General features: G+C 47.0%; 10 protein-coding genes, 1 rRNA gene and 1 pseudogene. 7 read left to right on the top strand and 5 right to left on the bottom strand.

Annotated elements, in window-relative coordinates; genetic code table 11:
- The 3 genes from rrf to K0504_RS00010 all read left to right on the top strand — a co-directional run.
- Window positions 1–73 (top strand): 5S ribosomal RNA (gene rrf, locus K0504_RS18655); the annotation flags it as partial.
- 784 nt (window positions 74–857) lie between these two features.
- Window positions 858–1,748: a transporter substrate-binding domain-containing protein gene (locus tag K0504_RS00005; protein ID WP_220102093.1), complete on the top strand. Its 891-nt coding sequence runs from the start codon at window positions 858–860 to the stop codon at window positions 1,746–1,748.
- Between the two features lie 220 nt (window positions 1,749–1,968).
- Window positions 1,969–2,337: a 2Fe-2S iron-sulfur cluster-binding protein gene (locus K0504_RS00010; protein ID WP_220102094.1), complete on the top strand. Its 369-nt coding sequence runs from the start codon at window positions 1,969–1,971 to the stop codon at window positions 2,335–2,337.
- A gap of 43 nt (window positions 2,338–2,380) precedes the next feature.
- Here K0504_RS00010 and K0504_RS00015 read toward each other — a convergent pair whose 3' ends face one another.
- Complete coding sequence (locus K0504_RS00015) at window positions 2,381–3,082, bottom strand: hypothetical protein (protein ID WP_220102095.1); 702 nt, start codon at window positions 3,080–3,082, stop codon at window positions 2,381–2,383.
- A gap of 318 nt (window positions 3,083–3,400) precedes the next feature.
- On the opposite strand from K0504_RS00015, the gene K0504_RS00020 reads away from it, so the two are divergent.
- Together K0504_RS00020 and K0504_RS00025 are read left to right on the top strand one after the other, a co-directional pair.
- Window positions 3,401–3,919: a polysaccharide biosynthesis/export family protein gene (locus K0504_RS00020; RefSeq protein WP_220102096.1), complete on the top strand. Its 519-nt coding sequence runs from the start codon at window positions 3,401–3,403 to the stop codon at window positions 3,917–3,919.
- A 9-nt stretch (window positions 3,920–3,928) separates the two neighbouring features.
- Entirely contained in the window at window positions 3,929–6,112 is a 2,184-nt protein-coding gene (locus tag K0504_RS00025) for a GumC family protein (protein ID WP_220102097.1), read from the top strand.
- A gap of 51 nt (window positions 6,113–6,163) precedes the next feature.
- Here the strand turns inward: K0504_RS00025 and K0504_RS00030 are convergent, their stop codons facing one another.
- Window positions 6,164–6,397: a hypothetical protein gene (locus tag K0504_RS00030; protein ID WP_220102098.1), complete on the bottom strand. Its 234-nt coding sequence runs from the start codon at window positions 6,395–6,397 to the stop codon at window positions 6,164–6,166.
- A 184-nt stretch (window positions 6,398–6,581) separates the two neighbouring features.
- Here K0504_RS00030 and K0504_RS00035 point away from each other — a divergent pair, with 184 nt between their 5' ends.
- The gene (locus K0504_RS00035; RefSeq protein WP_220102099.1) at window positions 6,582–6,839 is read left to right on the top strand and encodes a hypothetical protein; all 258 of its coding nucleotides are present in this window, start codon (window positions 6,582–6,584) and stop codon (window positions 6,837–6,839) included.
- A 388-nt stretch (window positions 6,840–7,227) separates the two neighbouring features.
- Here K0504_RS00035 and ptsG read toward each other — a convergent pair.
- Together ptsG and ptsP are read right to left on the bottom strand one after the other, a co-directional pair.
- Window positions 7,228–8,694, bottom strand: a pseudogene (gene ptsG / locus K0504_RS00040) (PTS glucose transporter subunit IIBC); the annotation flags it as partial.
- A gap of 32 nt (window positions 8,695–8,726) precedes the next feature.
- Window positions 8,727–11,270 carry a phosphoenolpyruvate--protein phosphotransferase gene (ptsP, locus tag K0504_RS00045; protein ID WP_220102101.1) on the bottom strand — a complete coding sequence of 848 codons (2,544 nt, stop codon included), beginning with the start codon at window positions 11,268–11,270 and terminating at the stop codon, window positions 8,727–8,729.
- Between the two features lie 802 nt (window positions 11,271–12,072).
- Here ptsP and K0504_RS00050 point away from each other — a divergent pair.
- The gene (locus tag K0504_RS00050; protein WP_220102102.1) at window positions 12,073–12,996 is read left to right on the top strand and encodes a type 2 periplasmic-binding domain-containing protein; all 924 of its coding nucleotides are present in this window, start codon (window positions 12,073–12,075) and stop codon (window positions 12,994–12,996) included.
- A gap of 53 nt (window positions 12,997–13,049) precedes the next feature.
- Here the strand turns inward: K0504_RS00050 and K0504_RS00055 are convergent, their stop codons facing one another.
- Window positions 13,050–13,271 (bottom strand): hypothetical protein, encoded by a 222-nt coding sequence (locus K0504_RS00055; protein WP_220102103.1) that lies wholly within the window; start codon window positions 13,269–13,271, stop codon window positions 13,050–13,052.
- Between the last annotated feature and the right edge of the window lie 151 nt (window positions 13,272–13,422).

A 13,422-nucleotide genomic window follows, 5' to 3' on the forward strand; every position in this document is an offset into this window, starting at 1 on the left:
ACTCAGACGTGAAACGCAACTGCGCCGATGGTAGTGTGGGGATTCCCCATGTGAGAGTAGGTCACCGCCAGGCACCTTTTAAAATAGAAAAGCCCTTCGCGTAAGCGAGGGGCTTTTTTATTTTCTATACGTCGTTGATGAATGACCTATTCGAACGAAGTGACAAATCTGTCAGGAACAGATTTGAACCGCCTTTAGGCTGGCCCGAAGGGCGGAGGGCAGGAGGCCCGGAGTAAAGTAGGTCACCGCCAGGCACCTAATACACGAAGAGCCCCAGTCCAAATGGACTGGGGTTTTTTCGTATATAAACACCTAAAGATGTTCTAATCAGTCAGGTCGATGAAAGACATTCATCCATGAATATCATCGACATTAGTACATCCATGTACGTCAAAGCCCGTTACTGATGTAGCGGGCTTTTTTGCTTTGGGGGAAATGCAGCGGCAGCTCCGTTGAGTGAAGACCAATACGCCGCCCTGCTATTCACCAAGCACCTCGTCGTCTGACAGGCCAATCCGCAAGGGCTGGTCTGTTGTTGAGAGGCAAGTAAGCAGAATTTTCGTAGGCTAAATCCAACTCAAACTAAGCTCAAACCCTATCGCTAAAAACTTATTTTGCCTGTTAAACCACACTGCGCGTTTTTTCATATTTTATTTTTGGCGCGAGTTCTTAATGAAAGTAACCAATAAACAACAGGTTATTTAAAGCCAATCTCTAGAGGCCTGTAGTTAGAGATGTGTCTATAAGTCACTTTGGCGAAGCAGTGTACTTTGACTATGTTATGACAGCGGTTTTGACTATATAATCGTCGCTTGTCATACCAGTTATAAAAAGCGTCAACTAGGATGGTTACCTTTATGTCAGTCAGAACAAGCTTAGTTATTTTGTTATTAGTGCTCGCTAAGCCTGCGTTTTGTGCTGATGTTTTGAAATTGGTTAGTCCGTCGGCAGGATCTGGTAAAAGCCAGGATTACAAACATGAGCTGCTCACGCGCGCAATGGTATTGAGCGAGCCTGAGTTCGGCGATTTTATTGTTGAAAAGCGCCGAATCGATATGAAACCGAAACGCGCGCTCACGTTGATGCAAACCGGCGAGTTAATGAACGTTGCGGTGATTGCTGCAAACGACGATTGGAGCCAAGAAACACTGCCTGTTCATGTGCCTGTTAGAGGCGGCACGCTAAGTTATCGTTTATTACTGATCAACGAGCAAGACTTACCGGCATTTGCTAACGTCAACAATGTGCATCAATTAAAACAATTGACGGCAGGTTTGCAAGACGACTGGCTGACGACCAAGAGCTTTGAATCAGCAGGCTTGACGCTGATGACTTCCCATAATTTTGAAGGCTTGTTTTCGATGCTACAGAGCAAGCGCGTCGATTATGTGCCACGTGCGATTTACGAGATTTATGATGAGCTCGACCGACGCCAGGTACGCTACCCAGACATGGTGATTGAGCCGACGTTATTGTTACATGTGCCAATGGTCAGCTTTGCCTATGTTTCGCCACAGTACCCAAGGCTTAATAAACGCCTCTCTCTTGGTTTAACTCGTTTAGCCGACTCGGGTGAGTTGATGCGTATATTTAATAAATACTACGCTGAAGAATTTGCTCGTGCCCAGCTTAAATCCCGTAAAGTCATTGATGTTAGTAGTGACTTCTTTGAAAACCCGACGTCATTTGAAGCCGCACATGTATGGCAATTACACGAAAGCCGCCCTATCAATATTGTGAACAAATAACCGGGAATTAGCTTTTGGTTGTAGCGCTTACTAAGCTGACTGACTTAAATGAAGCGTAAATCGGTGCTTTGTCGCTAAGACCCGCTAACCTACCAAACTTGTTTGTTTTGCAACAACATTCGCGCTTTCGATAATTATTTATACGAATAAAAACAACCGATTATCTACTCGGCGTTGTTCTTGCTTGACCCTTGGTTTTGACCATAAAAGGAACAAGGAAATGGCAACAGTGTACTTTTCATCACCAACGATGAGAAAAAATAAAAAAGTTGAAGCCGTTGCGGGTAAACGTGACGCAATCTTAGGCCTTGCTGAAAGCAATGGTATTAAGATCCCGTGTGAGTGTCGTGACGGTGAGTGTGGTTCTTGTTTGATTAAAGTGACCCACTTAGATGGCGACCGCATCAAGGGCATCATGCTAACGGATAAAGAGCGTTCAGTTTTGAAGTCGATTGGTAAGTTGCCGCAGCATGAAGCTGAGCGTGCCGAAACTCACGATATCCCGCCAACGTACAGGCTGGCTTGTCAAACGATCGTAACGGACGAAGATTTACTGGTAGAGTTTACTGGTGAGCCTGGCGGTGCGTAGCAATAACGAGCGAGCCTGAGGTTTCGCAGGCTCGCTTCTTTGACTAGAACCTTAATTCAAATTCGACACCGTTGTAGGTTGGCCGCAATTGCCATTGAAGAGCCGTTTGGCTGTCACCATAAGTAGTTTTGTAATTTTCCCATTGCTGTTCAGCGGCAGAAGGTTGTGTCCAAATAGCGGCTTCTCCAATCACAATACCCAAAGCTGATGAAGAAAGTGCGTCGCTACTATCGCCGAATGCTGCTATCGCAGCAGCTCCGATTAAGTTCGCGCCAATGGTAATCGCGTGTGGTTTCCAGGTGTAGCGTTCGTTAGCTCGCCACGCACTGTGCCTTAGTAATTGCTCTGCTTTTTTTAATTGCTCGATTTTTTGCGCTCTGGTCGTCGCTGGCATGCTTTGATATTCATCTAAGCCATGGACAATTGGGAGGGGCTTCATCAACATCATGGCGAGACCGCCCGTCGATTTGATGGCACCAACCCAGAGTTTGGTGGAATCATCACTGTCACTCTCGTCGGCGGCCTTGGCTGCTTGGGCGACAGCTGACACTGCGTAGAATCCACTCCATCCGTAATGCCAATAGTCGGACGGCGACTCAATTTCATCAAATGATTTATTCAGGTAGGCCAAGCGTTGATCAAGCTCTGCATCGCTAAGTTGATCATAATCGGTTGCGTTGCTTGATGTTGATATCAATAAACAGACAAACGCCAAGCTAGCGATTAATTTTCGAGGGAGTTGCATGGGTGATCTTCCTAATCGAGAGATGGAAATTGTGGGCTAAAAAATGAATTAATTAGCGTGCTATTACGTTAGCATAGAATGTTCGGTAAATAGCTGCTCCATTTTGCTTTGATCTTGAGCACGTAATTCATTGAACAGAAGTTAAAAATAGCACCGACAAGGGTATCATGGCGGCGCTGTCAACGTTAGATGGAGCTGGCATTGGCTAAAGAAAGCGCCAAATCAGTCGATTAAAACAAATTGAGAATAATTCAACTATTTAAGGGCACACGGAACTTGTTGCTAAACGCCGTTACTTCTCTAAAACGTTGCTTTTACATGGCGGTTGCTGCGCTGTTGTTGGTGACCTCAGCCATCGCAAATGAAGCCAACAACGATAGCGATTATTTATTAGGTGCTGGCGACTATATTGGCGTCGATGTTTATAACGAGCCTGATTTAAGTCTAGAAACAGAAGTTGATCGTGCCGGCTTTATTAGCTTTCCGTTTTTGGGTGAAGTGGCTGCGAAAGGATTAACCACGCCACAGCTTGCAACATCAATTCAAGACGGCCTTCGAGGTGATTACCTTGTTGATCCGCATGTCCAAGTCTCGGTCATTCGCTATCGGCCGTTTTATATTCATGGTCAAGTCCATGCCCCCGGTGGTTACCCTTATCAGCCAGGACTGACGGTTGATATGGCAATTGCTTTGGCTGGCGGGCTGAAAGAGCGTGCTTCTAAATCAAATTGGTCGATTCGACGCGCGGCTGATTCTCACCAGCAAGAACAAGACGCGAGTCGCGACACGCCGGTTATGGCGGGTGACATTGTTGAAATATCCGAGAGCTTTTTCTAGCCCGCTATTATGAATTCATATTCCTCTGCGCCTAATCATCAAAACGACAGCGAGTTGCTAGTGGACTTGGTGACGTTGCTATGGCGTAAGCGTTTATTGATTATTGCCGTTGCCACGGTATTTGCATTGTTGGCGGTGATTTATGTTAAGTCATTAGCCTTAATGTATCGGACGAGCGCCAACGTTCAAATTGGCGGCCAAAAATCAAATGTTGTGGCGATTGAGCAGCTCTATGTGATTGATGAGCGAAGCTCCTCCCACATGAGTACTCAAGTCGAGCTTCTTAAATCACGAGCGATTGCGCAAAAAGTGATTGCGCAAATGTCGCTACACACGCATCCCGAATTTACTTACCGCCAACCAAGCGTGTTTGAATACTGGCGAGGCTATTTCACCGGCAAAGAGTCACTGATGTCGCAACTCGAGTGGCCGGTCACAACCCAGTGGCTAGAAGCTGAATTCCGCGCTCGTTTGTCGGTCGCGCCGGTGCGCGATAGTGAAATTATTCAAATTAGTTTTGATGCCTACGATCCTAAATTAGCTGCGGGCGTCGCCAATGGCATTGTTGCCGCCTATATCGATTATCATCGCGATTCACAAAGTGAGATGACCGAGCAAACGTCGCAATGGTTACTGGAACAGCTCGAAGAGCAACGGGCCAACCTTTTGCGAGCCGAACAAGAGTTATCGGCATTTCGAAAAACTGAAGATCTGATTGATATCTCGGGTATTCTTGGTTTAGTCAGTCAGGAGCTAAATCAGACGTCATCACAAATCATTGAAGCGAGACGTAAGTCAGAAGAAATTAGCGTACTCAGTGGCTTGGTACAGGAATACAGCAAAAATGATGTGATGGATTTATTGGCCATCGAAAGCGTGCGCGAGCATCCGTCCATCAAGAGTATTCGCGATAAACGACTTGAGCTACGCTTGCGCGAATCTGAGCTCGCCAAACGCTACGGGCCTAAACACCCCAAACGGACGGCGTTGGCGGCAGAGCAAAAAGCGGTAGATGACAACTTAACGGAGCTGCTAACCCAAATCAGCTCTACCATGGCAAACGAGTACCAAGCTGCGCAACTCAAAGAGCGCGGTTTAGAAAATGCCTTTGAGCGTACCAAAGCTACTTATCAACGCCTGAGTAATGTGCAAGCTAAATTTACTCAGTTGCAGCGCGAAGTGGAAACCCACCAAAAGCTTTACGATACTTTTCTGACGCGCTTTGAAGAAACTAAAGCGACGGAAGATCTCGAACATAATTACGCGCGTTTAATCGATCCAGCGATCGTTCCTATTTACCCATTTAAGCCTCGCAAGGTGATGATTTTGATGATTGCGGTGGTATTGGGTGGCATGCTCGGCTGTTTAATTGTGTTCGCCCGAAGTTTACTCGGCGGGGCTATACGCAAAGGCGCCGAGGTTGAAACATCGTTAGGTCTCGATGTACTCATCGAATTACCCGTGGTCAAACTGAAAAAACGCTCGCCAGTGCAAGCATTACTGGAAGATAGCTACTTCAGTGAAGCCATTCATGGTTTACGTACTCGCTTGCAGTTGAGTGGCGGTCGCAATCAACTTGCGGCAATCACCTCAACATTGCCGGGTGAGGGTAAGTCTTCGGTCGCTATTCAGTTGGCTATTTCATGTGGTGAGATCGAAAAGGTATTGCTCATTGACGCCGATATGCGCAGCCCGTCCATTAACACCATGCTTGATATAGAGCCGACCATGCCTGGCTTGAGTAATGTCTTATCGCGTTCTCATAAGGTTGGTGCTTGTATTCATCATTCGAGCGAATTAGATATCGATGTTATGCCCGCCGGCAAGCCGACCAGCGATCCGCTTAACTACCTGTCATCAAACAAGTTCAAGGTGCTTATTAACGGCCTGCGCGAACACTATGATCGCATTATTATTGAAACTGGCCCGATTCAGGCCGTGAGTGACGCTCAGGTAGTCTCGACGGTAGCCGATAAGTTGTTGTATGTCGTTAAAGCGGAGCAAACGTCACGAGCTGGCGTTAAGGCCGGACTCGATCGGCTGCGTAAAGTGAATGCCCCCATACTCGGTATTGTTCTCAATCAAGTGCCGGTGCGCCGCTCTGGCACTAGTCAAAAATGGGGCCAACAAACTGAATTTGCGCCTAATTTAGTCGAGCTATCACAGGCTCGAGCTAATAGAAATCGCGCTTGATATTGAGTGCTTGAGAGCTAGAAAAGAAGGTAAAGCCGAGGGAGGTGTTGTTTAGCCTTGCCGTAAATCTACGCTAGGGCAAGTGTCTAGTTGGCCCGCTTCATCAATGGTCGCAAAAGATTGCCCGCTACTGCAAATCGCAACTTTCCCACCTGTCGTCGAACGAATAAATAACAAACCATACCCTTCAGACTCAAGAGCATTAAACGCAGAGCGTTGCGCTACGTTCAAGCTTTGTAACGATATTTGCTGAGCCGCAAAGCGACGTTCAACCGTTGTTGCCATAGGTGTGCCTCTAATAGCGATTAGGTCCGTTAGCTGCCACAAAAAGCCAGCTTTTAAAAAGCTGCGAGGGAACCGTTAGGAATATCAAATTCGACCGAGCAATTAAAGCTGCCTGTGCAAAAATTAGACATGGGTCTACCGTTAAGGTTCTAGTTCACTCGATTTTCAAGGAGAGAAAATCATCATGAAATACGCCTTTCCAATCTTAATCATTTGTATGCTTTGCCTGCTCGTTGGCGTGGACGCTAAAGAGCAGCCGCTTTATGAAACATCTGCTGGGATGGATAGAAAATGTCTATACCTAGCAAAGCAAATGAACCGAACCATTAAGAAGTTAAAAAAGCAGCCGATTGATCAACGCCAGCTGGAGCAAGATCTTGAGGATTATCAGGAAGAGTGGGCCGAGCACGATTGTCAAAACAACGGCAAGAATGTTCGTTAGCTAAATCGAAGCAAAAAAAAGCCCGCAAAAGCGGGCTTTTTTCTACTTTATCTTATTGGTCGCGAAGTTTGTTAATCGCGATTTCATAAGCTTCGGCGTAATCACCAACCAAAATATGGTAAAGGTTACCTTGTACCTTCATGGTTGCTTTTGCCAATGGTAGATTGACTGTGTCAGGGTCAACATCAACAGGTTGCTTTAACAGCAAGCGAATGCGACTCGTCGCACAACGCGTTACCTTTTCGATGTTATCTGCACCGCCAAAGGTTTCTACGCAAACCGCAACGGCAGCTTCCACATCGGCAGTGACGTCTACCGGCTCATCGGCAACCGGCGCGGCACTGGTTGGTGCCGCTGCTACGGGCGCAGTAAGCTCTGCATTGCCACCACTTTTCAGGTAGATGTCCATGTCGGTTTTAAGATTTTCGGACTGAGGGCCAAAAATAGCCTGCATGCCATTACCAACTTGAACAACACCGGCAGCGCCCATAGCTTTGAGTTTGGCTTGATCGACAGCAGCAGGATTATTAACGCCAACACGAAGGCGGGTAATACAGGCATCCAAGCTCGCAATGTTACTTGCGCCACCAAAAGCCAGTACTAAGTCGCGAGCAAAACCATCTTCACTTGAATCGCTAGTGACGGCTACTTCGTCATCATCTCGGCCTGGTGTTTTAAGGTCGAACTTGGTGATCACCACACGGAAAACGGTGTAGTACACGGCGGCGTACATCAAACCAATAACCGGGAACCAGAAGAACTTCTCAGAGTTGCTAGACAGCACGAGGAAGTCAATCAAGCCGTGGGAAAATGAGGTGCCGTGCACCATACCCAGCGTGTTGGTTACGACATATGCTGTTGCTGCGAGCACTGCGTGGATAGCATAAAGTACAGGTGCTACGAACAAGAAAGAAAACTCAATTGGTTCAGTAATACCTGTTAAGAATGATGTGAGTGCGGCTGACACCATGATGCCGCCAACTTTTGCTTTGTTCTCTGGCTTAGCACAATGCCAGATCGCAATTGCAGCAGCAGGAAGACCGTACATTTTGAACATGTAACCGCCAGCCAACTGACCAAAGTGATTGGTGGCTGTTGCGCGGGTTGCGGCATCGGCTTCAAGGTAACAAGTCAGTACACCCGAGCGAGCTTCACCCGCCAAGTTGGTACAAGAACCGGCTTCGAAGAAGAAAGGCACGTTCCAAACGTGGTGCAAGCCAAACGGAATGAGTGAACGCTCAATGAGGCCGTAAATACCAAACGCGGTGGCAGGGCTTTGCTCTGCAGCCCAATGGGAGAAGGTGTTAATGGCGCCACCAATTGGAGGCCAGATAATAACCATCACTATGCCCAGTAAAATAGCGGCGAAAGCGGTGATAATTGGCACTGCACGTTTGCCGGCAAAAAAGCCGAGATATGATGGCAGCTGAATGCGATAGAAACGGTTGAATACCGCTGCTGATACACCGCCGATCAAAATACCACCAAAGACCCCGGTCTCAATGGAGTCAATGCCCATGATTTGTTTCACTTCTAGGCCTTCAACGCCCATAGCAGTGGCAACCACGCCCATGGTTGCCAGCATCACGGCATAGCCAACGGTGGCGGCCAAGGCCGATACACCATCATTTTCGGTGAAGCCTAGGGCAACGCCAATGGCAAAAAGTAGTGCGAGGTTTCCGAAAATCGCGCCACCAGAAGCGGCCATGATTTGCGATAAAATATCCGGTAACCACGAGAAGTTAGCTGCACCAACACCCAGCAGAATACCTGCAACAGGCAGCACCGAGACGGGGAGCATTAGCGATTTGCCGACTTTTTGTAATGCCCCAAAGGCATTGGTAAAAGCACTCATGTTTCGTTCCTTACTTATAGTTTTAAATTAGTTTACTGCTGTTGTAATAGGGCGCGGACGGCATCCGCATCAGGTTGTTGCAAAACTTGTTCGGCCAGAGCCTGACATTCCGCCAGCGAGCTGTTTCGAATGAGCTCTTTGACTTCAGGAATGGCAGGGACGCTGCAGGACAGCTCGGTGATCCCCAGGCCAATAAGTACCGGTACGGCGAGCAGGTCGCTGGCGGCACCGCCGCAAACGCCGACCCATTTACCATGCTTATTGGCGCCATCCACGGTCAATTTAATCAACCGCAGTACCGCAGGATCGAGCGCATCGACTTGCCAGCCGAGTTTCGGGTGACCGCGATCCATTGCTAAGGCATATTGAGTTAAATCATTGGTACCAATCGAAAAGAAGTCAGCTTCAGCGGCAAAATGTTCAGACAATACAGCGGTTGATGGCACTTCTACCATGATGCCGACTTCAACACCGCTAATACCGAGATCGGCGGCTTCTTCTTGAACCAACTGCTTGGCTGCTTTCAATTCAGGCAGTGTGGCAATCATGGGGAACATGATTTTCAGTTTGGCATGGCCATGTGCGCGTAAAATAGCGCGAACTTGACGCTTCAGCATGGAAGGCCGATTAAGACCGATTCGAATGCCGCGTTCACCTAAGAAAGGGTTTTCCTCTGCAGGCATTGGCAAATAAGGTAATGGCTTGTCGCCACCAACATCCAATGTGCGAACGATAAGTGGTTTATCCGAGCCTAATGCATCGGCGATTTCTGTGTAGACCTGAGCTTGCTGATCTTCGTTTGGCTCGGTTGCTTGGTCGAGATACAAGAATTCGCTGCGCAATAAACCAACGCCTTCGGCGCCGTGCTTCACCGCTTCAACGGCATCTTTGACATTGCCGATATTGGCGACAACTTCGATGTGGTGGCCATCGTTTGTTTTCGCGAGGTCATGGGCGTGGGCTTTGGCTTTTTGTTGACGCTCAACCTGTTGTTGTTGTTTGGCTTTCAGTGCTTCAATTTGTTGATCGGTTGCAGCAATGTTCAAAGTGCCAGCTTCGCCATCAAGCACAACCTGACGACCTTCTTCTAAAGTCAAAACTTGGGGATCAACACCGGCCAATGCTGGCAAGTTCATTGAGCGAGCAAGTATCGCGGCGTGTGATGTAGCACCACCTAAGGTGGTAACGAAACCAATCACCTTGGTGCGATCTAAGTTGGCGGTATCTGATGGTGTTAGATCCTCGGCGACAACAATCGTGTTGGTGGCAAGTTCGGTGTCGGCTTCGGATATTCCAAGTAATTGTTTTAGTACGCGGTTACAGACATCTTCTAAGTCTGCCACGCGGCCAGCAATGACATCGCTATCAACGGCTTGGAGTATTTTGATTTGTTCGTGTACGGATTTATGCCAAGCGTAGGAGGCTGATTTGCCTTCTTTTATCGCTTTCTTAGCCTGCTGGAAAATGGCTGGATCTTCGAGTAGCTCTTGGTGAGCAGCGAAAATTTCAGCATTACTGATATTTCCTTCTGCCTGAAGCTTGGTTTGTAAGGTTTTTAGATCAGCGCGAGCACGTTCAATGGCATCACTTAAGGCAGAACGTTCGGCGTCGCTATTGTTCGCTAACTCGTCAAAGGTTAATTGTTCATGTTGAAGCTGGTGGACGGTACCAATAGCAATGCCTGGTGAGGCTGCAATACCGAGCATGATATTCGGATCGCTACTGGTTTTGGCAAGCAACGACACTTCTTCTTCAACTTCAATTGACTCTTCTATTTGACTGGCCGGAGATGCCGAGACATCTTCGCCTAAGCCATCACATATGGCTGTTGTGAGCGCGTCTACGGCTTCATCGGCATCGCGGCCTTTGGCTACAATTCGTACTTTTTCACCGAGTTTGACGTTGAGTCCCATCAGTGCCACAACAGACTTAGCGTCGGCTGTTTGGCCATCGCGCTCGAGTTGAATACGGGCTTGAAATACCTTGGCTTCGGCGGCAAGGGCTGCCGCGGGGCGAGCATGAATGCCCGTAGGGTTTGGAATACTAATCCAGTCTGACACTTCTTCTTTGGTTAAGCCTTCTTGATCGATTTCATCGGTCGACTCAGGCGTTCCGAGTTGCAGCGTCATTAACGTGTCGCGAGTGGCAACCACGTTGCCAGAAGTAAACTGGTAGCGGGCCACTTTATCACCGTTAGTAATGATGATTTCGGTCATGAGGCTACGCGCGGCAAGGGCAATTTTGTCGGCGTCAAATTCAATCAGCAGATCGCCTTGCTTTACTTGATCGCCCTCGGCGACCGCTGGTGAAAAACCATCACCTTTGAGCATTACGGTGTCGAGACCGATGTGCATTAATACTTCGATGCCGCAGTCAGAAAGTAGGGTGACAGCGTGCTTAGCTGGATGAATTTGAATGATTTTTCCGTCGCAAGGCGCCATTAGCTGTTGGCTGGTAGGATCGATGGAGATCCCTTCTCCTACCATTTTCTGGGCAAATACAGGGTCAGGAACTTGCTCTAGTGGGATAACAACCCCACTAACGGGGGCTTTTAATTCGAGAACTTGGGCAGACATGGATATAAGCTTCCTCCGCTTAAGGTAGCTAAACTATAGTTCACCCCGGCTGTTCTGAAAGCTCGCAAACTACAACGCAGTCACAAAATTAATGTTTGTTTTTTATCTTTCTAACAAATGCTTAGTTGCGTTCTAGTCATCTTCAGTATCAGCTTGAAAGGGCTCCTCGTTTTGCTTCTTAAATCATTTTATGGGCGTTGCAGTTTGTGTTCGTTGGCGACTTGCCAATGAACGTATATGTGATGCTGTAAATTGCCTATGCTGAGTCGTGTGGTCAGGCAATTTCGAATGTTGTGGCCGTCTTAGCAGCCTTGATTCGCTGACCACACTCTAAATTTTTATGGCTCAAGGTGAAGCGAGGTGAATGGCTGTTTTGCTATATAAAACGGTTGGTTACCTTGTGTTTCCGGCTGTTACATTAGGTTACGTTGGAGGCTAGAAGGGAGGAGGGGGCTGTATTTGGCAGAGGAATTTGAAGCAAAATTTGAGTTTAAATGGCGGGAAAACTTATCTTTGGTCAGGCCAATAACGATGACATCAGAGGCCAAATAGGGCTGCCTCTATCGCATTTTTATTACATCGCTTTTGCTACGCTCAGCTCAAGCTAAATATAAATAGCTTTATACACTGTTTTCATAGGGTTATTTGAGAGTTGTAGTGACTTGGTTAACCAAGCTTTACATGATCTATGTAAGGTTTTTTGAGTTGGAATGACAGCTATTCTTTTCTTGGTTAGTTGTTATTGGTATAACCATTTTCATCGCATGGATGCTCACGACTTTGATTTTGAGATGTGACTAATATGAGTATCTATAAAAAAACAACTTCTGCTGTCATGTTGGTATGCTTACTAATGGTTAGTGCATGGGCTAGTGCAGCGACCATTCGTTATATTCCAACTGAAGTACCTAAAGATAAATATCAGGTAGAACTAGTTAAGTTCTTACTTTCTAAGATTGATCATAACTATGATTTTGTCCCAACTGAGGCCAAATCAATGGTGATTAGTCGTCAAATCTCCGAGATCCAAAGTGGCAATTTATCGTTTGCCGCGATATCGACCAATGAACAACTTGAACGCGATCTGCGTCCTATTCGCATTCCTGTGCTTAAGGGCATGTTGGGTCATCGCGTGTTCATTATTCGTAATGGCGATCAGAACCGCTTCAACAACATTCAAAGCTTGTCACAGTTAAAGCAATTGACTGCGGGCCAAGGTCGTTTCTGGGGCAGCACGCCAATTTTTGAAAAGGCGGGTATCCCGATGGTGAAGCCAACGAAGTACGCCAGCCTGTTTTACATGTTAGAAGGGGGGCGTTTTGATTACTTCCCGCGTGCCATTCACGAACCTTACACTGAAGTTGCTAGTCGCCCAGAATTGAACCTAACGGTTGAGCCAAATTTATTGATGGTCTACCCATCGGCTATGTACTTGTTTACTTCAAAAGAAAATGAGGCGTTGGCGCAAGACTTAGAGCGAGCGTTTGATATTGCCATTGCCGATGGCAGCTTCGATGATTGGTTCTACAGCCACCCGTTAATTGAGAATGCATTGGCGAAAGTAAGATTAGCGGAACGTACCGTCATTAATGTTGCTAATCCGATGTTGCCAGCTTCGGCTCCAGTCGATCGCAAAGAGTTGTGGCTGGATGTTGATTTAGCAAACAAAAGCACATCTGCACCGCTGGATTTAACAGAACTACAGCTTGCAAATGCACTTCATTAACAGATAAACATAAGCGGCCTGAATACATTCAGGCCGCTGTTTATTTACTCTGACTATTTATTTTCTACGGCCTCAACGGCTTTCAGTAAGGCTTCACACTTCTTAAGCTCGTGCTCATCGTCTGATGCATCAACACATTCTTTGTATTCTTGTAGCGTCTTGGTTTTTTCTTGCGTGAATTCAGCTTCGGCTTCTTGCATTTCATCCTTGGGGGAACTGCAGCCCACCATCATAAAACTTAGCAATGCAGCTGCCATTAGCGTCCAATGTTTCATCGTTTGCTCCTGATTAATCGAAATTCGAAGAGCTTTAAATATAGGCAAGAAATCAACTGGTTGCTGTGTGTAATTAAACGACTCAGTGTATTTGAATAAAATGTAAGTGCAGAAGAGGATATAAGGCCGGCGCAAAGAGATTGCGCCGGTG

The sequence above is a fragment of the Neiella holothuriorum genome (genome assembly GCF_019457915.1).
GTDB lineage: Bacteria > Pseudomonadota > Gammaproteobacteria > Enterobacterales > Neiellaceae > Neiella > Neiella holothuriorum.